29 protein-coding genes and 3 tRNA genes are annotated in these 25975 nt (G+C 70.5%); 18 read left to right on the top strand and 14 right to left on the bottom strand.

Annotated features, from left to right (window positions below):
* Positions 1-96: 96 nt before the first annotated feature.
* Positions 97-693, bottom strand: a complete 597-nt coding sequence (locus AB0J40_RS33595; protein WP_364461174.1) for a PaaI family thioesterase — start codon at positions 691-693, stop codon at positions 97-99.
* A gap of 237 nt (positions 694-930) precedes the next feature.
* On the opposite strand from AB0J40_RS33595, the gene AB0J40_RS33590 reads away from it, so the two are divergent.
* Positions 931-2265, top strand: a complete 1335-nt coding sequence (locus AB0J40_RS33590) for an MFS transporter (protein ID WP_364461171.1) — start codon at positions 931-933, stop codon at positions 2263-2265.
* 341 nt (positions 2266-2606) lie between these two features.
* Here the strand turns inward: AB0J40_RS33590 and AB0J40_RS33585 are convergent, their stop codons facing one another.
* From AB0J40_RS33585 to AB0J40_RS33570, 4 genes are all read right to left on the bottom strand, one after another.
* Positions 2607-3074 carry a hypothetical protein gene (locus AB0J40_RS33585; protein WP_364461186.1) on the bottom strand — a complete coding sequence of 156 codons (468 nt, stop codon included), beginning with the start codon at positions 3072-3074 and terminating at the stop codon, positions 2607-2609.
* Positions 3075-3079: 5 nt separating this feature from the next.
* A complete protein-coding gene (locus AB0J40_RS33580) occupies positions 3080-3634 on the bottom strand; it encodes a SigE family RNA polymerase sigma factor (RefSeq protein ID WP_364461168.1) in 555 nt (184 codons plus the stop codon).
* 4 nt (positions 3635-3638) lie between these two features.
* Positions 3639-3935, bottom strand: a complete 297-nt coding sequence (locus tag AB0J40_RS33575) for a hypothetical protein (protein WP_364461165.1) — start codon at positions 3933-3935, stop codon at positions 3639-3641.
* Positions 3936-4093: 158 nt separating this feature from the next.
* On the bottom strand, positions 4094-5305 hold the full coding sequence (locus tag AB0J40_RS33570) for an Ig-like domain-containing protein (protein WP_364461162.1): 1212 nt from the start codon (positions 5303-5305) through the stop codon (positions 4094-4096).
* Between the two features lie 456 nt (positions 5306-5761).
* Here AB0J40_RS33570 and AB0J40_RS33565 point away from each other — a divergent pair, with 456 nt between their 5' ends.
* Positions 5762-5965: a cold-shock protein gene (locus tag AB0J40_RS33565; RefSeq protein ID WP_003097368.1), complete on the top strand. Its 204-nt coding sequence runs from the start codon at positions 5762-5764 to the stop codon at positions 5963-5965.
* 93 nt (positions 5966-6058) lie between these two features.
* Here AB0J40_RS33565 and AB0J40_RS33560 read toward each other — a convergent pair whose 3' ends face one another.
* A complete protein-coding gene (locus AB0J40_RS33560; protein ID WP_364461160.1) occupies positions 6059-6496 on the bottom strand; it encodes a hypothetical protein in 438 nt (145 codons plus the stop codon).
* Between the two features lie 954 nt (positions 6497-7450).
* On the opposite strand from AB0J40_RS33560, the gene AB0J40_RS33555 reads away from it, so the two are divergent.
* The 5 genes from AB0J40_RS33555 to AB0J40_RS33535 all read left to right on the top strand — a co-directional run bounded on the left by AB0J40_RS33555 (position 7451) and on the right by AB0J40_RS33535 (position 9018).
* A complete protein-coding gene (locus tag AB0J40_RS33555) occupies positions 7451-7705 on the top strand; it encodes a hypothetical protein (RefSeq protein ID WP_364461157.1) in 255 nt (84 codons plus the stop codon).
* A gap of 151 nt (positions 7706-7856) precedes the next feature.
* Positions 7857-8645 (top strand): hypothetical protein, encoded by a 789-nt coding sequence (locus AB0J40_RS33550; RefSeq protein WP_364461154.1) that lies wholly within the window; start codon positions 7857-7859, stop codon positions 8643-8645.
* A 99-nt stretch (positions 8646-8744) separates the two neighbouring features.
* Positions 8745-8817, top strand: a tRNA-Glu gene (locus AB0J40_RS33545).
* Positions 8818-8839: 22 nt separating this feature from the next.
* Positions 8840-8913, top strand: a tRNA-Asp gene (locus AB0J40_RS33540).
* A gap of 31 nt (positions 8914-8944) precedes the next feature.
* Positions 8945-9018 (top strand) — tRNA-Phe (locus tag AB0J40_RS33535).
* Between the two features lie 51 nt (positions 9019-9069).
* On the opposite strand, the gene AB0J40_RS33530 is transcribed toward AB0J40_RS33535, so the two are convergent.
* Positions 9070-9453, bottom strand: coding sequence for a hypothetical protein (locus tag AB0J40_RS33530; protein WP_364461151.1), 384 nt, complete (start codon positions 9451-9453; stop codon positions 9070-9072).
* 1 nt (position 9454) lies between these two features.
* Complete coding sequence (locus tag AB0J40_RS33525; protein WP_364461148.1) at positions 9455-9778, bottom strand: hypothetical protein; 324 nt, start codon at positions 9776-9778, stop codon at positions 9455-9457.
* 17 nt (positions 9779-9795) lie between these two features.
* Between AB0J40_RS33525 and AB0J40_RS33520 the strand changes: the two genes are divergently transcribed.
* From AB0J40_RS33520 to AB0J40_RS33510, 3 genes are read left to right on the top strand one after another with little or no spacing between them, the layout of a single operon-like run.
* Positions 9796-10371 (top strand): class I SAM-dependent methyltransferase, encoded by a 576-nt coding sequence (locus AB0J40_RS33520; RefSeq protein ID WP_364461145.1) that lies wholly within the window; start codon positions 9796-9798, stop codon positions 10369-10371.
* 49 nt (positions 10372-10420) lie between these two features.
* On the top strand, positions 10421-10771 hold the full coding sequence (locus AB0J40_RS33515; protein ID WP_364461142.1) for a YciI family protein: 351 nt from the start codon (positions 10421-10423) through the stop codon (positions 10769-10771).
* A 33-nt stretch (positions 10772-10804) separates the two neighbouring features.
* On the top strand, positions 10805-11590 hold the full coding sequence (locus AB0J40_RS33510) for an arylamine N-acetyltransferase (RefSeq protein WP_364461139.1): 786 nt from the start codon (positions 10805-10807) through the stop codon (positions 11588-11590).
* On the opposite strand, the gene AB0J40_RS33505 is transcribed toward AB0J40_RS33510, so the two are convergent.
* Positions 11584-13896 (bottom strand): EAL domain-containing protein, encoded by a 2313-nt coding sequence (locus AB0J40_RS33505; RefSeq protein WP_364461136.1) that lies wholly within the window; start codon positions 13894-13896, stop codon positions 11584-11586. The two genes, AB0J40_RS33510 and AB0J40_RS33505, sit on opposite strands and share 7 nt — an antisense overlap.
* Before the next feature lie 41 nt (positions 13897-13937).
* A complete protein-coding gene (locus tag AB0J40_RS33500) occupies positions 13938-14678 on the bottom strand; it encodes a rhomboid-like protein (protein ID WP_364461133.1) in 741 nt (246 codons plus the stop codon).
* Positions 14679-14848: 170 nt separating this feature from the next.
* Between AB0J40_RS33500 and AB0J40_RS33495 the strand changes: the two genes are divergently transcribed.
* Entirely contained in the window at positions 14849-15364 is a 516-nt protein-coding gene (locus tag AB0J40_RS33495; protein WP_364461130.1) for a hypothetical protein, read from the top strand.
* On the opposite strand, the gene AB0J40_RS33490 is transcribed toward AB0J40_RS33495, so the two are convergent.
* Positions 15365-15811, bottom strand: a complete 447-nt coding sequence (locus AB0J40_RS33490) for a pyridoxamine 5'-phosphate oxidase family protein (protein ID WP_364461127.1) — start codon at positions 15809-15811, stop codon at positions 15365-15367.
* Between the two features lie 87 nt (positions 15812-15898).
* Here AB0J40_RS33490 and AB0J40_RS33485 point away from each other — a divergent pair, with 87 nt between their 5' ends.
* Positions 15899-16474: a TetR/AcrR family transcriptional regulator gene (locus AB0J40_RS33485; RefSeq protein WP_364461124.1), complete on the top strand. Its 576-nt coding sequence runs from the start codon at positions 15899-15901 to the stop codon at positions 16472-16474.
* Here AB0J40_RS33485 and AB0J40_RS33480 read toward each other — a convergent pair.
* The gene (locus tag AB0J40_RS33480; RefSeq protein ID WP_364461121.1) at positions 16425-17747 is read right to left on the bottom strand and encodes a nucleobase:cation symporter-2 family protein; all 1323 of its coding nucleotides are present in this window, start codon (positions 17745-17747) and stop codon (positions 16425-16427) included. The genes AB0J40_RS33485 and AB0J40_RS33480 overlap by 50 nt on opposite strands.
* Positions 17748-17867: 120 nt before the next feature.
* Between AB0J40_RS33480 and AB0J40_RS33475 the strand changes: the two genes are divergently transcribed.
* The 6 genes from AB0J40_RS33475 to AB0J40_RS33450 are packed head-to-tail and all read left to right on the top strand — an operon-like array spanning position 17868 to position 23322.
* A complete protein-coding gene (locus AB0J40_RS33475) occupies positions 17868-19007 on the top strand; it encodes a 5-methyltetrahydropteroyltriglutamate--homocysteine S-methyltransferase (RefSeq protein WP_364461118.1) in 1140 nt (379 codons plus the stop codon).
* Positions 19004-19327 (top strand): NIPSNAP family protein, encoded by a 324-nt coding sequence (locus AB0J40_RS33470; RefSeq protein WP_364461115.1) that lies wholly within the window; start codon positions 19004-19006, stop codon positions 19325-19327. The genes AB0J40_RS33475 and AB0J40_RS33470 overlap by 4 nt, the downstream gene beginning before the upstream one ends.
* On the top strand, positions 19324-20115 hold the full coding sequence (locus tag AB0J40_RS33465; RefSeq protein ID WP_364461112.1) for an IclR family transcriptional regulator: 792 nt from the start codon (positions 19324-19326) through the stop codon (positions 20113-20115). The genes AB0J40_RS33470 and AB0J40_RS33465 overlap by 4 nt, the downstream gene beginning before the upstream one ends.
* A 24-nt stretch (positions 20116-20139) precedes the next feature.
* A complete protein-coding gene (locus AB0J40_RS33460) occupies positions 20140-21363 on the top strand; it encodes an FAD-dependent oxidoreductase (RefSeq protein WP_364461109.1) in 1224 nt (407 codons plus the stop codon).
* The gene (locus tag AB0J40_RS33455; protein ID WP_364461106.1) at positions 21360-22532 is read left to right on the top strand and encodes a 4-hydroxybenzoate 3-monooxygenase; all 1173 of its coding nucleotides are present in this window, start codon (positions 21360-21362) and stop codon (positions 22530-22532) included. The genes AB0J40_RS33460 and AB0J40_RS33455 overlap by 4 nt, the downstream gene beginning before the upstream one ends.
* A gap of 52 nt (positions 22533-22584) precedes the next feature.
* Entirely contained in the window at positions 22585-23322 is a 738-nt protein-coding gene (locus tag AB0J40_RS33450; RefSeq protein WP_364461104.1) for a Clp protease N-terminal domain-containing protein, read from the top strand.
* A gap of 96 nt (positions 23323-23418) precedes the next feature.
* Here the strand turns inward: AB0J40_RS33450 and gndA are convergent, their stop codons facing one another.
* Positions 23419-24858 (bottom strand): NADP-dependent phosphogluconate dehydrogenase, encoded by a 1440-nt coding sequence (gndA, locus tag AB0J40_RS33445; protein ID WP_364461101.1) that lies wholly within the window; start codon positions 24856-24858, stop codon positions 23419-23421.
* 85 nt (positions 24859-24943) lie between these two features.
* Positions 24944-25864 (bottom strand): MBL fold metallo-hydrolase, encoded by a 921-nt coding sequence (locus tag AB0J40_RS33440; RefSeq protein WP_364461099.1) that lies wholly within the window; start codon positions 25862-25864, stop codon positions 24944-24946.
* Positions 25865-25975 lie beyond the last annotated feature (111 nt).

Here is a 25975-nt window from a genome sequence, read left to right as displayed (position 1 = left end):
GGGGTGGTTGCACACCTACAATTACCACCGCGGCCACACCGCACTCGGCGGCAAACCACCCGCCAGCCGCGTCCCCAACCTCACAGGGCACTACACCTAGGGGTTGATCTCCCAGTCGCGTTCCTCGCGCTGCCGCTGCTGGTTCTTCTCGTGCTGCGCCGCCAGCTTCTCCAGCGCCTCCGGGTCGCCGTGCGTGCTGAAGTGCTCGAACCCGACCACGATGAACAGCGCCCGCGCGCTCACCGCGATCGGGCCGTCCTCGGCGTCCAGGCGGCCGTCCGCGCTCACGTAGATCTTGCGGCCCGCGATGCCGTCCAGCCGCGCCTCGATGAACAGCGTCGAGCCGACCGGGACCGGGCGGCGGAAGTCCGTCTCGAGCTTGCCCGTGACCGCCGGCCGGCGCATCAGGTTGCCGACCGTCGAGCCGAGCGCCTCGTCGAACGCGCAGGCCAGCAACCCGCCGTGGGCCAGCCCGGGCGCGCCCTGGTGCGCCGCGGTCACGGTGAACCGCGAGTGGATCACCTGGCCCTCGCCGACCGCCGACCGCAGGTGCAGGCCCGCGTCGGCCTCGTCGCCGCAGCCGAAGCACTCGCTGAAGTGCACGCCGAGCTCGGTACCCGGCGCCGGCGCCTTCGGGTGCGGGACCGCCGGCTCCACCGGCACCGGCGGCCAGGGTTGAGAAACACGACTCATGCGCTGACGTTAACTCGCCGGTAGCGGCGCGCCGCGCGCGACCCGCAGCGTGAGCAGGAAACGCATATCTCTCAGTAGCCGGAAAGTTCCCCACCGTAGAAGAATCGCGGCTCAGGCTGCCGACCCCGGAGAGCCGGTCAAGACTGGGTTGATGAGCTCGAACGGCCCAATGGGCACTGCACGGAGGAGGTCGTCGCCGGCATGAGTGAACCAGCAGCAACGACGGGCAAACCGTCAGTGGACGAGAGAACCGTCAAGCGCGCCGTGTGGGCGTCCGCGATGGGCAACGCCACCGAGTGGTACGACTACGGCGTCTTCACCTCGGGAGCGATCGCCACCAGCATCGGGACGCTCTTCTTCCCCGGCGAAGGCAACGCCGTCCTGAAGTCGCTCGCGCTGCTCGCGGTCGGGTTCATCGTGCGGCCGTTCGGCGGGGCGTTCTTCGGGCCGCTCGGCGACAAGATCGGCCGCAAGCGCGTCCTCGCCATCACGATCCTGCTGATGTCCGGTTGCACGTTCCTGGTCGGCGTCCTGCCGACGTACGCCGGCGGCTACAGCATGGGCATCGCGGCGCCGATCGCGATCCTGCTGCTGCGGATCATCCAGGGCTTCTCCACCGGTGGTGAGTACGGCGGAGCGGCGACGTTCATCGCCGAGTACTCGCCGACGAAACGCCGTGGCTTCTTCGGCAGCTTCCTCGAGCTCGGCACGCTCGCCGGGTACGTGCTCGGCAACCTCGTGGTGCTGTCGGTGACGCTGTCCCTGACGGCCGACCAGGTCGACGCCTGGGGCTGGCGGATCCCCTTCTTCGTCGCCCTGCCGCTCGGCCTGATCGGGCTCTACCTGCGGAACAAGCTCGAGGACACCCCCGAGTTCCGCCGGATGGAAGCCGCGGGCGAAGCGCCGAAGAAGGCGCCGCTCAAGGAGATCTTCGTCCGCAACTGGCGGATGATCCTCAACCTGATCGGCATCGTGCTGCTGCTGAACGTCGCGGACTACCTGCTGCTGACCACGATGCCGACGTACTTCACCGACACGCTGAAGATCAACGACAACACCTCGACGTTGATCATCATCGCGGTCGAAGTCATCCAGATGGCGATCATCATCCCGCTCGGCGCGCTGTCCGACCGGATCGGGCGGAAACCGCTGCTGCTCACCGCGGCCATCGGGTTCCTCGTGCTGAGCTGGCCGTGCCTGAAGCTGATGCAGTCCGGCAGCATCCTGTGGCTGTTCGTCGGGTTCCTGGTCGTGGCGATCCTGCTGGTCTTCATGCTGGCCGTGATCGGCTCGACGTTCCCGGCGATGTTCCCGACGCGGGTGCGCTACGGCTCGTTCGCGATCGGCTACAACGTCTCGACGTCGCTGTTCGGCGGCACGTGCGGGGTCATCGTGACGGCGCTGATCAAGAGCACCGGCAACGAGGACTGGCCGGCGTACTACCTGATGGCGGCGGCGCTGATCGCGATCATCCCGATCATCAAGATCCCGGAGACGTCGCAGGTGCCGATGGAACAGATCGACACCGAAGGCACCGGCGGAAAGCTGGCCTCCGCGGCCGCTCAGCGCTGAGCGGTGCGCCGGATAGCCGGGTGCCCCGTCCGGATCACCGGACGGGGCACCCGTGCGCCGTGGGTCAGTTCGCTTCGCTGCGAGGAGTGAAGCGCTTGCGGGACCAAGCGGCGAGCGCACCCGCAGCCACGACAGCGATTCCGGTTTCGACGATCAGTGCGGCGAGCACCATGTGCTTCCTCCTCGGGGTCTCGGGCCGGCGGCGAAGCGACCGGCTGAGCAGTTCCTGCGGTGTCCGATCGGAACACCACAGGGCATATCGCCCCGACCCGGACGGGTATTTCGTCAGAAACCCACATCGCGGCGGTGATCTGCGGCACAGGCCCTGAGCTGCGAAAACGTCAGCGGGACGTGGTCGCCGGCGGCGTATCCGGTTCGCTCGGCCCCGAGGACGGCCGGCTGGTCACCGGCACGGACCGCGGCGACGACCGGCCCGCCGACGGCGGCTGCGGGGCCCGCGTGGCACGCGACGGCGTGCGGCTCGGCTCGGCCGCCGGCGGCGCGACCGACGTCGCCGGCGCGACCTCCGGGGACGGCGTCGCCGCGGGGGAGCTGGTGCCGATCGTGGACAGCCCCGGCCCGGCGGGTTCCACCGGTGCCGGCGGGCCGGCGCGGTGCCCGGCCAGGAAACCGGCCACCGCCAGGACGACCGCCGTCGCCGCCGAGGTGCCCGCCACGGCGAAGCGCTTGCGTCGTCGCCGGACCCGGCCGCCGCGTTCGATCACGTCGGCGGCTTCGAGGCGCATCGGCGGCTGCGTGCCGCCGGCCGCGCCGGTCAGGAACGCGCGGACGTCGTCTTCGGGCTCCATCTTCGTCACCTCCCCTCCGTGGTCGCGCTGAACGTCAGCGCACCGTAGTGCGGGCCGAGCCGGTTGCGCAGCGTCGCCAGGCCGCGGGAGGCCTGGCTCTTCACCGTGCCGGTGCTGCAGCCGAGCGCCTTCGCCGTCTCCTCGACGCTCAGGTCCTCGAAGTACCGCAGCACCAGCACAGCGCGCTGCTTGGGGGCCAGTACGGCCAGGGCCTGCCGGACCAGTTCGTCCCGGTCTCCGGCGGCCGGTTCCACCGGGAGTTCCGGCGGGGTGTCGGTGAGGCGCTCCCGCTTCCACCTGCTGCGCCGGTGCTCGGCGAGGAACGTGCGCAGCACGACCTTGCGGGCGTAGGCGTCCAAGGCGTCGTGGCGCGACAGCCTCGGCCAGGCCAGGTAGAGCTTCAGCAGCGCGGCCTGCGTGAGGTCCTCCGCCTGGTGCCAATCCCCGCAGAGCAGGAAGGCGGTGGACCGCAGGCTGTGCCCGCGCTCGCCGAAGTACCGGGCGAACTCGCCGTCCCACGGCGAGCCCGGCCCGGTCGACGGACGGGAACGGGAGATCACCTGGCTACCGGGTCACCCCGATGGCCGGCAGGTGCAGGTCACCGGTCGGGCCGGCGGGCACGGCACGGGGGACGCGCGGAGCCGGTCCGGTGCGGGCCGGCCGGGTCGTCTCCCGCGGCGCGGGCGCGGCGGACGGCGGCTGGGGAGCGCGGGTGGCCGTCGGGACCGCGGACGGCGCCTCGGTCGGCCGGGCGGTGGTCGGCGGCGCCGGCTGCGCCTGGTCCGCCAGGGCGATGCCACCGGAAAGGGCGCCACCGGCGAGCACGAGCGCGCCGAGGGTCAGGGCGATGCGGATACGCAAGACAGCTCCTCATTCTCGCGGGCGCGACCGGGATCGTCGCGCCTCTGCCCCTAGTCATGCGGCGGGTGATCGCCGGGGTTGCATCGGGTTCCGGGGAAAACGCGAACGGCCGGGAAGTCGCGATGGACTTCCCGGCCGCTCGGTGTTCCTCAGTGGTCTCAGCCCGCGAGCGCGGACAGCTTCTGCCAGCTGGCCCAGTCGTACGTCCAGTCGCTGTAGTCGCCGTCCTTCGCGGTCAGCGTCTGCGTGCTGCCGGTGATCTCCACCGGGTCACCGGTGAGCACGCCGTCGTAGTACTCCTTCGCCCGCGCCGGCGACAGGTTCAGGCAGCCGTGCGAGACGTTCTTCTTGCCCTGCGCCCAGACCGACGCCGCCAGGCCGTGGATGAACTCGCCGTTGTTGGAGATCCGGACCGCCCACGGCACCACGACGTTCTCGTAGTGGTACTTCGGGTTGCTCATCGCGTACGTCGCCTGCTTGCCCATCACCACGTGCACGCCGCTGTGGGTGACGCGGCCCGGGTCGGAGTCGAGGCCGTAGCTCACCGGGTAGTCGGCGATCTGCTGGCCGTCGCGGATCACCTGCATCGTGTGCTGCTGGGTGTTGCCCTTGACGATCTGCGAGCGGCCGATGGTGAAGCTGGCCGACACGTCCTGCTTGCCGTACACGCCGTCACCGAGCTTAACGCCGTAGATCTTGGCGTTGACCTTCACCGTGGTGCCCGGCTTGTAGTACTCCTTGGGCCGCCAGTGCACCGAGGTGTCGCCGTTCATCCAGCCCCACGAGCCCTCGGTCTTCGGCGTGGTCTCGACCGACAGCGCCTTCTCGACCGACGCCTTGTCGGTGACGCGGCTCGGGAAGGTCAGCGCGATCGGCATCGCGATGCCGTACGTCTGCCCGTCGCCGACGTTCAGGCTGGCCGACATCTGCCGCTTCGGCTTCACCGTGGTGAACGCGCCGCTGATCGGCACGTTCTTGCCGTCGGAGCCGCTGACCTGGCCCGACCACGTGTAGGTCTTGCCGTAGCCGAGCTGCTCGGTGGTGGTCCAGCTCTTCTTGTCCGCCGACGTCTGGCCCTGGACCTGCTTGCCGTCCGGGTTGGTCAGCGTGACCGAGACGATCGTCCCGTCGGCGACCTGCACGCCGACCGGTTCGCCCGGCGGCACGTCCTGGGCGCCGCCCGCCGGCGTCACCGTCAGCTTCGCCGGCTGCGCGGTGGGCGCCGGCGACTGGGTCGGGCCCCCGCCCGAAGTCCCGCTCGCCGACACGGTCGGTTCGCTGCTGCACGCCCCCAGCGTGAGTACCGCGACCAAGCCCAGTGCCACTGCAGCGCCCCGGCGCCGCGTGGAAGTCCTCACCGTCACACCCATTCCCCTTTGCCCCTTTGGTGCTTCCCCTCATCGAGACGTCCCGTGGACCGGCGACGTTGAGCAACATCGGCGTGACGAAGGTCACAATAGTCCGCGAATGCTTTCACTGAGGGGGCACGGGCGACTCCGAGCCGTATCCGGTGATCACGGTGTCGCTGTGCTGCGCAAGACTATCCGGTGGGTCCGACAGAACGCGGTGGGAGCCCTACGACGTTCCGGTGACCTTGGCCCGGACAGGCGGTTTTCGCCTCGATCACGGGGTTCAACTTTGGCCAGATCCCGGTAGTCTGCTCTCAGGCCGTCGTTTTGCGTGTTAGTGGCTTCACACTCGCGGAACTTCTGACGCGAGCCATGGAGCCGACCCGCTCTTGACTCGACTCGTTGGAACCGCCCGGGACGGTCGGGGTGCCGCTTCGGTGGCATTCGAAGCGGATCTGTGTAACGAGGAGTACAGCGGTGGCGCAAGGCACTGTGAAGTGGTTCAACGCGGAGAAGGGCTTCGGCTTCATCGCGCAGGACGGCGGCGAAGGCGACGTGTTCGTTCACTACTCGGAGATCGAGGGCCGCGGCTTCCGCACCCTCGAGGAGAACCAGCGGGTGGAGTTCGAGGTCGGCCAGGGTCAGAAGGGTCCGCAGGCCCAGAAGGTCCGCGCGATCTGATCAACAGGCCCTCTGCGTTTTAAAGGCCTGAGCGAAGGGCCCCCGGCGATCCGATCGCCGGGGGCCCTTTCTCGTGTTCGTGGTTTCTCGGGCTCAGCGACGTCCGAGGGCCGGCGCGTCGAAGGCGTCGGCGGGGAAGTGGAACTCGTCGGTGAGGTCGGTGAGGTCGCCGGCGTGCTGCTGCCGCTGGTCCTGCAGCGAGGAGGCCTGGCCCTCCCAGTTGAGCCGCTCGAGGATCCATTCCTGGGCGAGCGCCTGGGGCGAGATCTCCCGCTCGGCGGCGATGTCCTTCAGCTGCTGGTTGGCGATGAGGCTCATCCGGAGCTGGATGACCTGCGCCTCGCCGAAGCGCTTGCCGGAGCCGGTGCTCTCGTTGTCGGCATCTGGCGCGAGTGCGGCGAGGTAGGAGGTGAGTTCCTTGTCCTCGACAACGCCATCATCCGCAGGCTTCGCGGCACCACGATGGCGTCCGGAGGACGCGGCTTTGAGGTTCGTCCGGCTGCTCAAGCGGCCAAGGGAGGGAAGAGGCACGCCAGCCACGATAACGGTTAGGTCTCGCCACACAAACCACTGTGAGCCACAACACGCCAAGCGGTCGCCCCAATCAGCCCAGCGGCGACCCGAATGGACTAGAGGGCCGACGCACAGAGCAACAGAGGCCTAACGCACCGAGTCGATCACGGCTCAAGGCCGAGGTTGTCGCAGGTGACGGAGCTGGGGGAGCCGGGGCGCAAGGCGGAAGTGGCGACGGGGCCCGGAGCGACGAGCGGCCGGGTTGCAGCGGTGGATGGGAGGCGAACGCTGCGACGGGGCTGACTGGGCGCCGGGAGCGCCTGAGCGACAGCGACGACGGCGGCAGGCATGGGGCGGCAAGGCAACGAGAGGCAGGCGAGGGGCAAGGGGGGCAGCGAGGAGCGAGGGATGAAGAGGCCGGGGCGAAAGCAAGGCAGGAAGAGGAGCGCGAGGCGAGGGACGAGGAGCGGCAGCAGAGGCAAGGGAGCGAGCGCAAAGGGAGGAAGATCGCCAGGGCGCACAGCGCCCGAGGCGAGAAGCCAGCCACCCCGAAGAGCCGTGAGAGACGCACCGTGGGGGTCCGGGGGGCTCGGCCCCCCGGGTCGGCACGCCGGAATGAATCGGGCAGGCGAAGGGCGAAGCCCGAGCAGGCCCGAGAAATGGAGGACCCCCGCGCCAGGGGGAGGAACGCGGGGGTCGGAGGGGATCTCCACAGGCGCTGACCGGGGGTGTGTCAGCACTTCGATTGTTGCACGAGTTCCCTTCCCGGGCGAGTGGAGAGCGGGAAATTTCCGCGTGGGGTGTCACTTCCGGCGCAGGTGACCGTCGTTCGGGTGGTGGGCTTCTTCCGGTGTGCCGATTGCGCTGCGTTGAGCGGAGCGTGGCCTCAGGTTCACTCTCCGGGGGGCTGTGTGTGGCGGCCGGCGCTGGTTAGCCTCGCGGCCAAGCTGTTGTGAGCCGTGTGGAGGGGCTATGAGCGGGTCTGTTGAAGTGCGGCAGTTCCTCCTTCGGTACGAAGGTGCCGATGGGGGGAGTGCTCCGTTCGCCGGGGGGTTGCCGGCTCAGCGGAGTGGTGCCGCGGATGCGCAGCGGGTGTCGGACGATCAGGTCCGGCGGGCTCGGCTGGCCGTGGCGAATGGTGCGCTGGGGGTCGAGGACTGTGCGCAGCTGCTGGAGATGCTGGGGTTGAACCTGGACGAGGACGGGCAGGCGCCCGTTCAGCGCTGAGGCCGGGGGCCTGGCGGTGTTCCGCCGGGCCTGTCCGGTGATGTTCCTGCTGGTTGTCGCCGTTTCCGGTGAGTGATTCCCGAGGTTGCCGAGCTTCCTTGACGCAGGTTTCGTAACAGTGTTACGTTTGCTGGGTCGAAAGGGGACGGACATGACGACGGTCGAAGGCGCGGCGGGGCTGGCCAACCGGATCCGGCCGGTCGTGCAGGTGCTGGGCGGCAAGTTCATGACGTCGCCGGAGCTGGCGGCCGTCGAGGCAGAAGTGGGGTTGCCACCGCGCTCGCTGTACCTGCGGGGGCGTTCGGCCGTGCTCGGGGACGTCCCGCCGAAGGTCGCCGCGGAGCTGTTCGGGATCTTCCCGCACTGGCTGTTCGAGTTCGTCCTGCCGCCCGCGATGGCGGCCCTGGACGCGCCTTCGGCCGTCCGCGCCTACGCGGAGTCATCGGCTCGGTGGTCGCGCGTCAACCTTTCGGCCGTATCGGAGCCCGGGCGTCTGGCGGAGCTGCTGTTCCGCGTCGCCGACGCCGCGGACGCCAGCGGGCTGGCGCTGTTCGCCGGCTGGCGGAACGCCGAGCGTCCGGCGGGGGACGTCGAGCGGCTCGGGTTCGCGCTGATGCTCTTCCGCGAACTGCGCGGCGGACTGCACTTCGCGGCGCTGCGGGCGGTCGGCGTGACGGTGCCGGAGGCGGTGATCGCCGACCCGGAGGGCGGCCGCGAGCGGCTCCTGCGCACGGCGTGGCCGGCGGAGGCCGCCGACGAGCTCGTGGCGGCGGCCGAACGCAAGCCGGATCTGCGCGACCGCTGGCACCGCGCCGAGTCCCTCACCGACGATCGGATCGGCGAGCTGATCGAGTCGGCGCTGACCGAGCCGGAGCAAGCGGAGCTCGATCGGCGGCTGGCGGAGCTGTTTGCGCAGGTCGCGGCGACGCCGGGGGCTTAAGGAACCCCCGCTGCAAAGCGGTGGCGGCGTGCCCTATGCTTGTAATCGCTCCCGGGGGGACCTGAGAGCGCGGTCGGTCGGTCACCCGAAACCGGCCGGGCTCCCATCGTCCAGCGGCCTAGGACTCCGCCCTTTCAAGGCGGCAACGCGGGTTCGAATCCCGTTGGGAGTACGCAGTACAGTAGTAAACGCAAGGCCCTGTGGCGCAGTTGGTTAGCGCGTCGCCCTGTCACGGCGAAGGTCGCGGGTTCGAGTCCCGTCAGGGTCGCAAGATCGTTCGGCTCCTCGCCGGCGTTCCCGGCCAGGTAGCTCAGTTGGTACGAGCGTCCGCCTGAAAAGCGGAAGGTCGCCGGTTCGACCCCGGCCCTGGCCACCGCAACGAAAACCGCCCCGAAGGCTCGGGGCGGTTTTTTCGTACGTGGACTCAGCTTCGGTGCGGCACGACGACGATCTGGTCGGCGTCTTCGTAGACGATCCGGCCCGGCGCCTCCTGCGCCACCAGCTTGGTGCAGCCGACGCCGTGGGCGGCGAGGACTTCGAGGTAACCGTCCGCCCGGGCGACGAGCGCTTCCGCGGACTCCTTGAACCAGGCGGTCGCACCCGGGTTGACCGAGGGGTCGTAGACGGTCGGGTCCACCTCGGACGGGTTCGTGTAGTGCGCTTCGTACCAGGCGTGGTTTGCCCGGCGGAACTCCTCCTGGGCCGGGGTCAGCCTGCCGGCCCGACTGAGGTTGTTGATCAGCCCGAAGAAGCCGGGGTGCCGCCCGTCGGGGTCGGGCTCGGTGCTCTGGAACCTGACGTAGGCCACCTCAGTGCACCTCCTCGACGTGGAAGTACCCGACCGGCCGCGGGCCTTCGGTGATCACCACGACCGTGCCCTCCTGGATCCGGTACAGGCCGGAGTTGTCGACGATCGGCCAGCACCCCGCGGCCGGCGAGACGAGCGCTTCCGGCACGAAGCCGTGAAGTGCGAAGGACGCGAGGCCGGAGTGCGCCGTCTGGGGCGGGACGTACGCGTTCGCGACGTAGTCGTCGGCGCGCGGCGGTCCGGTCTTGCGACCGCCTTGCTCGGCGGTCAGCCAGACGACCCGGCCGCGAAACGGGAAGGGTGTGTCGTCGGGAAGCTTTGCCACCGCGGGAGTATTCCACCGTGACGACGAATCCCTGGGACGCCGAAGCCGCGTCCTTCGACGAGCAGCCCGACCACGGCCTCAAGGACCCCTCCGTCCGCCGGGCTTGGGCCGATCTCCTCCTCCCCCTGGTTCCCGCAGCCGCGAAGGTGGTCGACCTCGGGTGCGGGACCGGGAGCCTCTCCCTTCTTCTCGCCGAGGCCGGCCACGACGTCCGCGGCATCGACTCCTCGCCCGCGATGCTCGACGTCGCAAGGGAAAAAGCCCGGGGTGCCGTCGACTTCCGCCTTGGCGACGCCGCCGATCCGCCCACCGGTGAAACCTATGACGTCGTTCTCGCCAGGCACGTCCTCTGGGCCATGCCCGACCCCGGCGCCGCGCTGGAGAACTGGGTGAAGCTGCTGAAGCCCGGCGGACGCCTGATCCTCGTCGAAGGCCTTTGGTTCACCGGCGCCGGGATCGGACCCGGCCGCTGCCGCGAACTCGTCGAAGCGACGGGGTGCGCGACCGAACTGCGGATGCTCGACGATCCCGCGTTCTGGGGCAAGCCCATCGACGACCAGCGGTTTCTCCTCGTCGCTACGCCGAACGAGTGATATCGAACCAGCCGTGTCCGGACGCCGGGACAGGCTCCGACCACCGGGCATGAAATTCCTCCTCACGCTCCACATGAACCCGACCCTCTGGGCCACCCTCACCGACGAGCAGAAGAACGGCGTCTACGAAGGACACGGCGACTTCATCAAGCTCATCACCGACACCGGCGAAATGGCCGGGACCAAGGCGCTCGCCGAACCGGCCGAGACCAGGACCGTGCGCGTCAAGGACGGCGCCGCCGATGTCCGCGACGGTGCCTTCATCGAGGCCGAAGCCTTCCTCTGCGGGTACTACATCGTCGACGTCGAGACCGAGGCGCGCGCCGTCGAGCTGGCCGCCCTCATCCCCGATGCCCGGTACACCGCCGTCGAGGTGCGGAAGATCGTCCACGAGGCTTGACCTCGATCAAGGTCGAGGGTGCACGCTGGACCCATGACCACCGAGTGGGGCACCGACGCCGTCGACCTGGACGCCTACCTGACGCGAATCGGGCAGCCCGCCCGCGAACCGTCCGCGGAGGCGCTGGCAGACCTCATGCGCGCCCACGTCCAGACCATTCCCTTCGAGAACGTCGACGTCGTTCTCGGGCAGCACCAAGGGATTTCGCTCGACGTCGTGCACGCGAAGCTCGTCGGACGGCGGCGGGGCGGCTACTGCTACGAGCAGAGCGGCCTCTTCGCCGCCGTCCTCGAACAGCTCGGCTACCCGGTCCACCGGCTCGCCGCGCGCGTCCAGCCGCGGCGGCCCGGGCCCTACACCCACATGACGCTCGTCGCCGAGGCCGACGGCCGGCGCTTCCACGCCGACGTCGGCTTCGGTGCCGGCATCCTCGCCCCGATGCCGCTCGTCGACGGCCAGGAAACCGACCAGGCCGGCTGGCCGCACCGGCTCGTCGAACACAACGGCTGGTGGACGCTCAAGAAGGGCGACGAAGACCTGCTCGACTTCCGGCTCGACGGCATGCACCCCATCGACTACGAGGTCTACCACCACTACACCTCGACGCACCCGAAGTCGCCGTTCACCGGCCGGCTGGTGATCATGACGCTCGAACCGGGCGTCAGCCGGAAACTGCTCGGCCGCGAACTCACCGTCGAAAAACCCGACGGCACCACGGAAACCACCACGATCGGCCCCGAGCAACTCGACGCCACCCTCAAGGACTTCGGCATCGAGCTGACGCCGGACGAACTGGACCGGCTCCTGAAGATCTACTGACCGAACAGCTCGGCCGCCGCCACCGGGCGGCCGAGGTGGTAGCCCTGCGCCTGGTCGCACCCCAACTCGCGCAACAGATCCACCTGCTCCGCCGACTCGACGCCCTCGGCGATCACCGTCAGGTCGACCGCGTGCGCCATCGCGATGATGCTCGTGACGATCGCCTCGGCGTCCCGCGACTCGGCGATCCCGGTGATGAACGACCGGTCGATCTTCAGCGTGTCCAGCGTCAGCCGCCGCAGCTGCGCGAGCGACGAATAGCCGGTGCCGAAGTCGTCGATCGCGAGCAGCACCCCCAGCGACCGCAGGGACGCCAGCACTTCCGCGGCCGCCTCCTGGTCGCGCATCAACGCGCTTTCGGTGACCTCCAGGCACAGCGCGGCGGCCGGCAGCCCGGTCTGCGCCAGCGCGTCCCGCACCGCGGGCACCAGGTGCGGGTCGTCGAGCTGGCGCGTCGACAAGTTGACCTTCAACGTCAGGTCCAAGCCCTGCCCGGCCCGCCGCGCGGCCAGCTCGCGCGTGGTCGCGCGGAGCATCTCCTTGCCGATCACGTTGATCAGGTCGCTCTCCTCGGCCAGCGGGATGAACTCCGCGGGCGAGATCGCGCCGTGGCGGGGGTGGGTCCAGCGCAGCAGCGCCTCGACCGCGACCATCTCCCCGCTCCGCAGGTCGACGACCGGCTGGTACGCGGGCCAGAGCTGGCCGTCGTGCACCGCGTCGCGCAGGTCCTGTTCCATCCGCAGCCGTCGCTGCATCCGCTCGCGCAGGCCGACGTCGAAGAAGTGGTGCCGGCCGCGCCCGAGCGTTTTCGCCTGGTACATCGCGACGTCCGCGTCGCGCAGCAGGTCTTCGGCGCTGCGGCGGTCCGCGGCCCCGACGAGCACGACGCCGATGCTCGCGTCGAGGTGCAGCTGCCTGCCGAGCACGCCGATCGGCTCGGCCAGCGCGGCCCGCAGGTGCTCGGCCAGCGCCCGCACCTCGCCGGGCTCGGTGACCTCACCGGTGACGACGACGAACTCGTCGCCGCCGAGCCGCCCGACCAGGTCTTCGCGTCCGGAGCAGCGGCGCAGGCGCTCGCCGACGATCCGCAGCACCTGGTCGCCGACCGAGTGCCCGAGCGAGTCGTTGATGACCTTGAACTTGTCCAGGTCGAGGAACAGCACGGTGACCGCGCCGCGCCGGTCGGCGGCGAGCCGGTCGAGCACCAGCGTCCGGTTGCCCAGCCGGGTGAGCGGGTCGTGGGTGGCGTCGTGCGCGAGCTGCGCGCTGATCGCGCGGGTCTCGGTGATGTCGGTGAACGACGTCACCACCGCCAGCGCCGCCGGGTCGTCGGGGTTGAGCAGCCGCGAGGTCAGCGACACCCAGACGTCACGGCCGTCGGGCCGCCGCAACCGGACCACCAGGCCGTTGTGCGTGACGCCGGTCCGCCGCGTCTGCACCGACGGCGTCTCGTCCGGCGGGATCCAGTGCCCGGACTCGGTGAACAGCACCAGCGTGTGGCACGGGACGCCGATCAGGTCGGCTTCGGCGACGCCGATGATCCGGCACGCGGCCGGGTTCGCGGCCTCGATCAGCCCGCCGGCCCCCATGACCAGCACGCCTTCGTCGAGCGACGCGACGACCGTGCGGTAGTTCTGCTCGGCCCGCCGCCGCGCGGTTTCGTCCGCGCAGACCAGCACGTACCCGTCGTTCATCTCGGCCGCCGAAACGCGGACCGCCAGGGGCGCGCCGTCCCGCCGCCGGTGCACCGCCTCGGTGACCCCGCTGCCGCACAGGTCCAGCGGCGCGCCGACCAGCTCGCTCGCCCGCCGCCCGACGGCCTCGGCCGCGGTCCAGCCGTACACCGCCTCCGCGGCCGGGTTCCAGCTGGTCACGACCCCTTCGCCGGTGGTCGCGATCAGCGCGTCGCTGACGTGCGACACCAGCGCGGCCTGGTAGCGCAGGGCGTCCGCGGCCGCCTTCTTCGCCGTGATGTCCCGCATGACGACCTGGTAGGCGGGCCGGCCGCCGAGGCGCACCGACACCGTCTCCACGGCGAACTTGCTCCCGTCCAGCCGCGACATCAGCGCTTCGACCGGCTCGCTCGCCTGCCCCGGTTCGGTCAGCCGCGCCAGCTTCGCCAGCAGCGCCGCCCGCGACTCCTCGGCGACGAAGTCGGTGAACCGGCGGCCGACGACCTCCTCGGCCGAGCGCGCGGCGAACGTCTCGAGGGCGGCGCGGTTGGCGTAGACGAGGACGCCGTTCTCGTGGACGCAGATCGCGTCCGGACTCAGCTCGACCAGTTCGGCGAGGGAGTCTGCCTGCATGAGCGTCCGTCCCCCCGGCAGTCGGCGTGTGGCTCGGTCGATTACACCACCGACTCCGGCGCCTGCCTACCCGCCGGAATCCCGGCCCGGCCTGCGGAAGCGCCACGCAGGCGCGGCCCCCAGAACGCCAGGCCGAAGTGCGCGGCGAACGCGTGGCCGAGCAGCGTGACGACCGAGTCGAGCGTCAGCGGGTCGTCGCTCAGCCAGATCACCGCGATGAACGCCTCCATGACGGCCAGCGCGACCGGCCGCGCGCGGCCGCGCAGCAGGAAGACGAGCGCGCCGGCCGTGGTGAAGAAGCCGTAGCTGACCCCGATGTCGAGCCAGTGCCCCGCCGAGTTCGGCAGCACGTGGGCGCTGATCAGGGCCATCACCGGCAACTCGGTGACAAGCGTGGCCAGCACGTGGCCGGAGAAGAACACGATCGCCGTGCGGCGGGCGCCGAACCGGCGTTCCAGCGGCGCGACGGCGATCGCGAAGATCACGACGTAGGCGAGCCAGCCCTCGTCGGACAGCCACAGGGCGCTGGTCAGCAGCGAGGTCAACGGCCGCCGCCACAGGTTGTGGGCGTCGGTGCTGGACAGCTGGAGCAGGTGGGCGGTCAGCTGCGGGTCGGCGAACTTCAGCAGCAGCGTCGTGCCGAGCAGGACGACGAGGTAGCCGAAGGTGAACGGGGTCGACTTCGGGCCCGGGACGAGCTTCGGCAGGCTGCGGCGCGGTACGGCGATCCGGGGGACCGGCCGATCGGCTTTCAGCAGCATGGTCTGAGCTTCGCCGGTCATGCTGGGAGCATGCCGAACCGCAGCTGTGAATCCGCTGTGGAATGTCACCCACAGTCAAGGTTTTCGTTACGTGACGAGTTTTTGCCAGAATCTCACCCGTTCGGGGGTCTTGTGCGGTAAAAATACGGCCACGATGTCGGCCGAAAGGCCTCTCGGGAAGGTCTGTCGGGGTGAACGACGAGGTATCGGTCGCCGAGCTGCTCGTGCGCGAGGGCTGGGGCGAGCGTTCAGGACCGGGGCAGTCGCGGTGGCGGGTGCTCGCGGTGATGCTCGCCGTCGTCATCGGCTGCGGCGCCGCGGCGGTGCTGGTCGGCCTCGGCGGCAAGGGCACGCAGGACGCGTCCCCCGTCGACCAGATCCAGGTCATCCCCTTCCCCCAGCGCACCACCGGCCTCGGTGGCGCCGACCAGGCCACGGACTCCCCGCCCGAGGGCGGCACGGGCGGCGGCGACGTCGTCCCCGGCTCCGGGGTGCCCCGCGAGACCGTCACCGAGGTGCCGGGCCGCGACCCGAGCACCGAGAGCAGCACGGATCCCGCCACGACGACGACCACCCCGCCGACCACCGGCGGCGACCCGTCCAGCCCGGTCATCACCACGACACCCCCTTCCGGCGGCCAGGTGCCGCCGCCCCACACGACGACGCCGAAGCCGAAGCCGTCGTGCATCCTGATCATCTGCTGGTGATCAGGACAGCTGCTCCGCGACGTCGCTGAAGTCCGACGTGTTCCAGCGCTCCGGGCGCATCACGATCGCGATGTTGTTCCCGTGGGCGCCGTCCATCGCGTCGGTGTAGGCCTCGCTGACGCCCGGGGGCAGGTAGCGGGCCGCCATCTCGTGCCGCTCGGCCTTGGTCATCGGCCACGTCTTCACCACCGGACCCTCGACCGACACGTACTTGTACATGCCGTCCTGCTGCTGGACGCACAGCGCGAACCGGCCGGCCGCCTCGATCAGCCGGTTCTTGCGCGAGCCCGGTGACGTCATCACCACGACATCACCGCCCGGCTCGTAGCGGTACCAGATCGGTGTGGTCAGCGGGGCCCGGCCGGGCTCGGCGGCGACGCTGAGCACGCCGACCTGCGGCCGGGCGAGGAACTCTTCACGTTCGTCGCGGGTCATCTTGCGGGCCATCGAAGTCTCCTTAAAGCCAATCCATTTGCCTTAACGATAGCCAAAGCCGAGCTGCAAAAGCAAGCGAGTTTGCTTTAAGGTGTACCCATGACCCGACCCGGCGGCCGCAGTGCCCGCGTCCGTGACGCGGTGCACGACGCCGTCGTCGAACTGCTCGCCATCGGGGAGATCAACGCGGCCATCCCGAAGATCGCCGAGCGGGCGGGCGTGAACCCGACGAGCGTCTACCGGCGCTGGGGCAGCCGCGAGCAGCTGCTGCTCGACGCCGCCGTGACGCGTCTGCGCGCGACGTCGCCGATCCCGGACACCGGCACACTGCGCGGCGATCTGCTCGGCTGGGCCGAAGGGGTCGAACGCGCGATGTGCGACCCGCGCGGCCAGATCCTGCTGCGCGCGCTCGTCGCCACCCTGGCCCCGGACAAGCAGCCGATCGAATACCTCAGGGCCCGCGGTGAAGACCTGCAGGCGACGCTCGACAGGGCCGCGGCGCGCGGCGAGGACGTGCCGACGGTCGACGACATCCTCGACTTCGTCCTCGCCCCGCTCTACCTGCGCGTGCTGTTCCGGCGCCCGGTCGAACCGGGCACCGGCGGCAAGCTCGTCGAACGGCTGCTCACGGCGCTTCGAGCAGATCCGGCTCCGAACGCCGGCCGAGGTGGTTGAACAGCAGGTTCAACGCGAACGCCAGCACCGCCGCCACCGTGATCGAGCTGCCGCAGATCGTCTGCAGCCACGCGGGGAAGTGCTGGAAGATCTTCGGCGCGAACGCCGGCAGCAGGCCGACGCCGAGGGCGACCGCGACGATGAACGTGTTGTGGTTGCCGGAAAACTCGACCTTGCGCAGGTTCTGCGCGCCCACCGCGGCGACCATCGCGAACATCACGACCGCGACCCCGCCGACCACCGGCTGCGGGATCGCCGCGATGAACGCGCCGATCTTCGGCACCAGGCCCATCAGCACCAGGATCCCGCCGGTCACCGCGACCACCCAGCGGCTGCGCACGCCGGTCATCCGCACCAGCCCGACGTTCTGCGCGAACGCCGTGTCGGGGAAGGAGTTCATGACGCCGCCGAGCACGGCCGAGAAGCCGTCGGTGGCCAGGCCGCGCGCGAGGTCGGAGTCCGTCGGCGGCCGCCCGGTGATCTCGCCGACGGCGATCATGTCGGCGGTCGACTCGGTGAATGTCACCAGCATGACCACGCACATCGAGAGCACCGCGGCGACCGGGAACGTCGGCGCCCCGAAGTGGAACGGCGACGCGAGCCCGAACCAGCTCGCCGCGCCCAGGCCGTCCCAGTGCACCAGCCCCATCGGGATCGCGACCACCAGCCCGATCGCCAGCGCCAGCAGCGGCCCGATCTGGTTGGCGAACCCGCGCAGCACCCGCGTGAACAGGATCAGCAGCGCCAGCACGCCGAACGCGAGCAGGATGTGCGACAGGGCGGCGTAGTCGGATGCGGTGGGATCGTTGCCCGCGATCAGCCCCGCGCCCGGGCCGAGCAGCGAGACGCCGATGACGAGCAACAGCGTCCCGGTGACCAGCGGCGGGAAGAACCGGATCAGCTTCGCGAACGGCTTGGCGATCAGCAGCCCGAACACGCCGGACGCCAGCATCGCGCCGTAGACCGCCGGCAGGCCGTACTGGGACGCGATCAGGATCATCGGGTTCACGACGCTGAACGTCGCACCCGCCACCACCGGCAGCCGGATGCCCAGCAGCTTGCCGATGCCGACGGACTGGATCAGCGTCGCGATGCCCGCCACCAGCAGGTCGGCGTTCACCAGCAGCCCGATCGTCGCCGGGTCCAGCTTCAGCGCGCTGCCGACGATCAGCGGAACCGCGACCGAACCGGCGTACATGATCGACATGTGCTGCAGCCCGAGCAGCGCCAGCCGCCCGGCGGGCAGGACTTCGTCGACCGGGTGTTTCGTCATGCACAGGCCCCTTTCACCGGGGGACAGCCAACGCGTCGCGCGTGACGGTGGCAAGACCCGGACGTCATGATCTTGTTTCGGGGGGCGGCGGAACGGTCCCGGATGTGTGACCATCGGTGCATGACTTCGGGCGGTATTTCCCAGGTGGGCCCGCCGTTTCGCGCCGATCACGTCGGGAGCCTCCTGCGGCCCCCGGTACTGCGTGACGCGCGGCGGCGGCGCGAAAGCGGCGAGATCGGCGTGGAGCAGCTCCGCGCGGTCGAGGACGACGCGATCCGCGACGTCATCAAGATGCAGAAGGCGGCCGGGCTGAGCTCGGCCACCGACGGCGAATTCCGGCGTGCCTCCTGGCACATGGACTTCATCTACGCGCTCGGCGGGATCTCGAAGAGCGACGAGCGGCTGCACGTCAAGTTCCACAACCTGGCGGGCGACCTCGAGTTCAGCCCGCCCGGCCTGCAGGTCGACGGCAAGGTCCGGCTGGACGAGCCGATCTTCGCCGAGCACTTCGAGTTCCTCAAGTCCCATGTGGACCCCGGCGTGACGCCGAAGCTGACCATCCCGTCGCCGAGCATGGTCTACTACCGCGGCGGCCGGGCGGCGGTCAGCGAGAGCGTCTACCCGGACCTCGAGGAGTTCTACACCGACCTCAGCGCGGCCTACCGGGCGCAGATCGCCGCGATGGCCGGCCTCGGCTGCCGGTACCTGCAGCTCGACGACACCAGCCTCGCCTACCTCAACGACCCGGCGCAGCGGGAGCTCGTCGCGCGGATGGGCGGCGACCCGGACCGCCAGCACCTGCGCAACATCGCGACGCTGAACGCGGCGCTGGAGGGCCGCCCCGAGGGGCTGGCGGTCACGACCCACCTGTGCCGCGGCAACTTCCGCTCGTCGTGGGTCGCTTCCGGCAGCTACGAATTCGTCGCCGAGGCGCTGTTCGGCGACCTGGCCGTCGACGGGTTCTTCCTGGAGTTCGACGACGAACGCTCCGGCGGCTTCGAACCGCTGCGGTTCGTGCCCAAGGACAAGAAGGTCGTCCTCGGCCTGGTCACGACCAAGCGGCCCGAGCTGGAGGACCCGGACGTCCTGGTGCGGCGGATCGAAGAGGCGTCGCGGTACGTGGACATCGACCAGCTCTGCCTGTCGCCGCAGTGCGGGTTCTCCTCGACCGAGGAGGGCAACGACCTCACCGCGGACGACCAGCTCCGGAAGCTGGAGCTGATCGTGGCCACGGCCGACCGGGTCTGGGGCGGCAAGTGATCACCTGCGTCGTCGACTACGTCATCGACCCCGCGAAGCTGCCCGACTTCGAACGCTTCGCCGCCGCCTGGATGCGGCTGGTGCAGCGCGAAGGCGGCATCCACCACGGCTACTTCCTGCCGTCGGAGGGCGCGAGCGACGAAGCCCGCGCGCTGTTCAGCTTCGAGAGCCTCGCCGCGTACGAGCGCTACCGGACGCTGTTCGGCGTCGACCCGGACTTCATCGAGGCCGACAAGATCCGCGAGGAGAGCGGCTGCGTGGTCCGGTACCGCCGGACGTTCATGCGGCCGCTGCTGCCGGGCGACGACGAAGACCTGTGAGACACAGCGCGAAGCGGCCGCCGTCGGTCGTGGACCGCGTCCTCGACCTGCTGGGCGCGTTCACGGCCGACCGGCCGCGGCTCACGCTGTCCGAACTCGGCCGCCGCGCCGGGCTGCCCCTGTCGACGACCCACCGGATCGCCGGCGAACTGACCCGGCGCGGCGCGCTCGTCCGCGACGAGGCGGGCGGCTACCGCGTCGGGCTCTGGCTGTGGGAAGTCGCGTCGCTCGCCCCGCACGGCGCCGAGCTGCGGGAGAGCGCGATGCCGTTCCTCGAGGACCTCTACGAGGCCACACACCAGAACGTGCAGCTCGCGGTCCTCGACGGGCCGGAGGTCGTCTACGTCGAGCGCATCTCCGGCCGCGGCGCGGTCAACGTCCTGACCCGCGTCGGCGGCCGGCTGCCCGCGCACGCCACCGGCGTCGGCCAGGTGCTGCTCGCACACGCCCCGGCCGAGGCACAGGAAGAGGTCCTGGCCGGGGCGTTGAAGGCGTTCACGCCGAAGACGGTCACCTCGGCCGGGCAGCTGCGGCGCGTCCTGGCCGACGTCCGCCGCGACGGCTACGCGATCAGCGACGGCCAGATCGAACTGGTCTCCCTGTCCGTGGCGGCCCCGGTCCACGACGCCACGGACGAGGTCGTCGCGGCGATCTCCGTGGTCGTCCCGGCCGAGGGGACGGACCCGCGGACGCTGGTCCCGGCCGTCCGCGCCGCGGCGCGCGGCATCTCGCGGGTGCTCGGGGCGCCGCGGGCCCTGCGGTCCTCGGGCAACTCCTCGACGGCTTGAGGCTCGTGTGATCGGATGGCAGGCATGGGTGCAGAGAACACGGTCCTCGTCGTCGGGGCGGGGCAGAGCGGGTTCCAGGCCGTCGCGTCGCTGCGGGACCGCGGCTTCGCCGGCCGGGTCGTGCTGATCGGGGACGAGCCGGGCGTGCCGTACCAGCGGCCGCCGCTGTCGAAGGCCTACCTGGCCGGAACCGCCGGGCTGGAGCAGCTGCACCTGCGCGGCGAGGACTTCTTCGCCGAGAAGGACATCGAGCTGGTCGCCGGCCGGGTCGCCGCGATCGATCGCGCGGCCTCGCGAGTCCGTCTCGAAGACGGCACCGAACTGGCCTACGACCACCTCGTCCTCGCCACCGGCGCGCGCAACCGGACGCTGCCCGTGCCCGGCGCGGACCTGCCGGGCGTGCTGACCCTGCGCACCCGCGACGACGCCGACCGGCTCCGGGAGTCCCTGCTCGCGGCCGAAAACGTCGTCGTGGTCGGCGGCGGATTCATCGGGCTGGAGTTCGCCTCGCACGCCGGCCGCCCGGTGACTATCGTCGAGGCGCAGGACCGGCTGCTCAACCGCGTCGCGACGCCGGAGATCTCCGCCTACTTCGCCGCGCTGCACCGCGAAGCCGGCCACACGGTGCTGCTCGGCCAGGGCGTCTCGGCGCTGCACGGCGACTCGCGAGTGCGCGAGGTCGAGCTCTCCGACGGCAGCCGGCTGCCCGCCGACCTGGTCGTGGTCGCCGTCGGCGTCGTGCCGGAGACGACGCTCGCCGGGGAAGCCGGCCTTCCCGTGGCCAACGGCGTCGTCGTCGACGCCCACCTGCGCACCGAGGACCCGAAGATCTTCGCGATCGGCGACTGCGCCAACTTCCCGTGCGTGCACGCGGGCGCGGCGACCCGGCTGGAGTCCGTGCAGAACGCCGTCGACCAGGCCCGCTGCGTGGCCGCGGCGATCACCGGCGCGCCCGAGCCGTACGCGAGCCTGCCGTGGTTCTGGACCGACCAGTCGGGCGCGAAGCTGCAGATCGCCGGCATCCTCTCCGGCGCCGACAAGACGGTCGTCGCGGGCGACCGGGCCGCGGGCAAGTTCTCGGTGCTGTCCTTCCGCGACGACGTCCTCATCGCCGTCGAGTCGGTGAACCGGCCGGCCGACCACATCGCCGCGCGGCGGCTGTTCACCGCCGAGCCGAAGCCCGCGTACGCGGACCTCGAAGCGAGCGCGTTCGACCTGAAGGCGCACCTGAAGACGCGAGTGGCGTGATGCGCACCCAGGTCGCGGTCATCGGCGCCGGCCCGGCCGGGCTGCTGCTGTCCTTCCTCCTGCACGAAGCCGGGATCGACTGCGTGGTCCTGGAAGCCCGCGACCGCGAGTACGTCCGGCAGCGCGTGCGCGCCGGCGTGTGCGAACAGCCGACCGTCGAACTGCTGACGTCGCTGGGGCTCGGCGACCGGCTGGCCGCGGAGGGCATGCCGCACGAGGGCCTGTCGCTGCGGTTCGACCGCGCCGACCACCGGATCGCGCTGACCGAGCTGACCGGCCGGCGCATCACCGTGTACGGGCAGCAGGAGATCGTCAAGGACCTGATCGACGCCCACGAGGCACGCGGCCGGCCGATCTCCTACGAGGTTTCCGACGTCGCTCTGTCCGATGTGGACACCGAGCGGCCGGTCGTGCGCTACCGGGACTCCGAAGGCGTGCCGCAGACCATCGAATGCGACGCCGTGGCGGGCTGCGACGGCTTCCACGGCGTCTGTCGTCCGTCCATTTCGGACCACCTGACGGTGTACGAGCGCGAATACCCGTTCGCCTGGCTGGGAATCCTGGCGCGGACGCCGCCGTCGCACCACGAACTGATCTACGTCCACCACGAGCGCGGGTTCGCCCTGCACAGCATGCGGACCCCGGAGATCACGCGGCTGTACCTGCAGGTCGACCCCGCCGAATCCCTCGACGCCTGGTCCGACGACCGGATCTGGGCCGAGCTGACGGCCCGCCTGGAGGTCGAAGGCGGCTTCACGCTCCGGGAAGGCCCGATCCTCGACAAGGGCATCACGCCGATGCGCAGCTTCGTCGCGGAACCGCTGCGCCACGGCCGCCTGTTCCTCGCGGGCGACGCGGCGCACATCGTCCCGCCGACCGGCGCGAAGGGCATGAACCTGGCGATCGCCGACGTCCGGGTGCTGTCGCGGGCCCTCGAAGCGTTGCTGCGCGGGGACGAATCCCTGGCCGCGGCCTATTCGGACACGTGCTTGCGCCGGGTGTGGCGGGCCGAGCACTTCTCCTGGTTCATGACGACGATGCTGCACACCGACCCGCACGCCGACGGCTTCGCCCGGCAGCTGCAGCTGTCGCAATTGCGCTACACGACGTCGTCGCGCGCGGCGGCGGCCAGCCTGGCCGAGAACTACGTCGGGCTGCCGTTCGCCTGAGATCGTCAACCGGCGGTTGACGCGTGCTGAGCGTCAACCTACAGTTGACGGCATGACCCTTCCGACCAACATCAAGCTCGACGACCTCATCAGCGCGATCAAGAGCAACAACGAAAAGGACGCCCTCGCCCAGCTGACCGACGCCGTCTACGTGGGCCAGCACCTCGGCGAAGTGGCCGACCACCTGATCGGTCACTTCGTGGACCAGGCCCGGCGGTCCGGGGCGTCCTGGACCGACATCGGCGCCAGCATGGGCGTGACCAAGCAGGCCGCGCAGAAGCGGTTCGTGCCCAAGGTCGATCCGGGCGGCGACCCGAGCGGCGCCATCGAGCGCGTCTACGGCCGCTACACCGACCGGGCGCGGCACGTCGTCGTGGAGGCCCAGAAGGCGGCCGTAGACCACGCCAGCCCGGAGATCGACACCGTGCACATCGTGCTGGGCCTGCTGACCGAGCCCGCCGCGCTGGCGGCCGGGGCGATCCTGGCCCAGGGCGTTTCGCTGGAAGCCGTCCGCGAAGCCGCCGAAGCGCGGTTGCCGGAGCCGGTCGACCCGGTGCCGAACGTGGTGCCGTTCTCCGGGGCCGCCAAGAAGACCCTCGAACTCACCATGCGCGAGGGCCTGCGGCTCGGGCACAACTACATCGGCACCGAGCACATGCTCCTGGCGCTGCTGGAACAGCGCGAGGGCACCGGCTTCGAGGTGCTCGACGGCCTCGGCGTCGAGAAGGACAAGGCCGAGGCGAAGATCCTGGAGGTGCTGGCGGAAATCCTCGCCGCCCGGGGGCAGTGAGACTCCTGGTGGCGGCCGCGCTGCTCGCGCTGCTGCTGGTGACGCTGCTCTGACCGGGCAGGACCAGGGGGTCTACCCGGTCAGAGCGGCGCTTCGTCAGGCGTCGGACTCCGGGCGGCCGTCGGCGGCCCAGGCCGTGTGGAACGAGCCTTCGCGGTCGACGCGGCGGTACGTGTGCGCGCCGAAGAAGTCGCGCTGGCCCTGGACCAGCGCGGCCGGCAGGCGGTCCGCGCGCAGGCCGTCGTAGTACGCCAGCGCCGTCGAGAAGCCCGGCGTCGGGATGCCGAGCTTGACCGCTGTCGAGATCACCGAGCGCCACGAGTCCTGCGCGTCCTCGACCGCCTTGCGGAAGCCGCCCGACGTCAGCAGCGTCGGCAGCGCGGGCTCCTCGGCGTAGGCCGAGGTGATGTCGTTCAGGAACTTCGCGCGGATGATGCAGCCGCCGCGCCAGATCGAGGCGACCTTGCCCAGGTCGATGTCCCAGCCGTACTCGGTCGCGCCGGCCTGGATCTGGTTGAAGCCCTGCGCGTACGCGACGACCTTCGACGCGTACAGCGCCTGCTCGACGTCGTCGGCGAAGCGGTCCAGCGCCGAGCCCGACAGCGGCGACGCCGACGGACCGCCCAGCCCTCGGGCCGCCGCGCGCAGCGGCTTCGAGCCGGACAGCGAACGTGCGAAGACGGCTTCGGCGATGCCCGAGATCGGGACCCCGAGGTCGAGCCCGATCTGCACGGTCCAGCGGCCGGTGCCCTTCTGCTCGGCGGCGTCCTCGACGATGTCGACGAACGGCTTGCCGGACGCCTGGTCGACGTGCGCCAGCACCTCGGCCGTGATCTCGATCAGGTAGGAGTCGAGCCGCCCGGTGTTCCACGTGCGGAACACGTCGGCGATCTCGGCGGGGGAGTAGCCGCCCGCGTGCCGCAGCAGGTCGAACGACTCCGCGATCAGCTGCATGTCGGCGTACTCGATGCCGTTGTGCACCATCTTGACGAAGTGGCCGGCGCCGTCCGCGCCGATGTGCGTGCAGCACGGCTCGCCGTCGACCTTCGCCGAGATGTCCTCGAACAGCGGACCGAGCGACTCGTACGACTCCTTCGAACCGCCGGGCATGATGCTCGGCCCGTGCAGCGCGCCTTCCTCGCCGCCCGAGACGCCGCTGCCGACGAAGTGCAGCCCACGCTCGCGCAGCGCCTTCTCGCGGCGGCGCGTGTCGGCGAAGTGCGCGTTGCCGGCGTCGATGATGACGTCGCCCTCTTCGAGCAGCGGCGCGAACTCCTCGATGACGGCGTCCGTCGGGGCGCCCGCCTTGACCATGATCACGACCTGCCGCGGTCGCTCCAGCGCGTCGACGAACGCCTGCGCGGAGTACGCCGGGATGAAGTCGCCCTCGTCGCCGAACTGCTCCACCAGCGCGCGGGTCCGCTCCTCGGACCGGTTGTGCAGGGCCACCGTGTGCCCGTGCCGGGCCAGGTTGCGGGCCAGGTTGCGGCCCATGACCGCCAGGCCGGTGACCCCGATGCTCGCCTTCTTGCTCATCCGAATCCTCTCGAAGTCTCTCTCGATTCAGACAGTAGTCCGATCGACGCCTCATGGGAGGCCACGGCGGAGCAGCTCACCTAGTTCAGGAGAAGCAGCGGATCGGGCCCTTGTTGAACGCGAGCATGTCGGTGATCGCCGCGACCAGGTCGATCCGGGCGCCCCATTCGGCGCCGTCCAGCTCGGCGTACGCCCGGTGCAGGTTGCCCGGCAGCCGCTCCTGCTCGGACAGCGTCGAGAACTCCCCGAGGTCGGTCTCCTTCGCCACCTCCAGCGGCGACAGCCCGGCGGCCTTCCCGCGCTCGGCCGTCCGCTGGACGAACGCCAGGTACGCGTCCACGGTGTCCACCACGTCCAGCCCGCAGGGGCCACCGTGACCGGGCAGGATCACCTCCGGCGACAGCTCCCGGATGACGTCGAGACCCTTGCGCCAGCCGGCCACCGAGCCCATCAGCGCGAACGGGCTGCCGCCGTGGAACACCAGGTCACCGGCGTAGAGCACGCGCTGCTCCGGCAGCCAGACCAGGACGTCGTTGGTCGTGTGGGCCGCGTGGCCGGGGTGGATCAGCTCGAGCGTGACGTCGCCGGCGTGCACGGTCAGCCGGTCGTCGAACACGACCTCCGGCGGCCGCGACCGCAGCTCGCCCCAGTCGTTGCCGACGAAGACGCCCTCGTACGTCTGGATGCCCTCGGCGGCCATCAGCTCCCGCGTCTTGCGGTGGCCGATCACCGTCGCACCCTCGACCAGGTAGTTGCCGTTGGTGTGGTCGCCGTGGTGGTGGGTGTTCACCAGCGTCGTCACCGGGCTGCCGGTGGCGGCCTCGACCGCGGCGAGCAGCGCGCGCGTGCGGCGCTCGGTCGAGCACGTGTCGATGAGGACGGTGTGGTCGCCGGCGTCGACGACACCGCAGTTGTTGATGTACCAGGAGCCGTCCGGCTGGACGTAGCCGTGGACCTGGTCGGCCAGCCGGGTGACGGCGGCGGCGGAGGGTGAACGATCGGTCACGGGGTCACTATGCCCGAGAAGGGGCTCCGCCGGTTGGCCGAATAATTCGGAATTTCGCTGGTCCAGGCGAGTGATTGCGCAGGTGACTGGCATTCTGCGCCGTTTCCTGGA

The sequence above is a fragment of the Amycolatopsis sp. NPDC049691 genome, assembly GCF_040675005.1.
Lineage (GTDB): Bacteria > Actinomycetota > Actinomycetes > Mycobacteriales > Pseudonocardiaceae > Amycolatopsis.
Note: the sequence above shows the minus strand (reverse complement) of the source record. Positions and strands in the feature narration are given on the sequence as shown.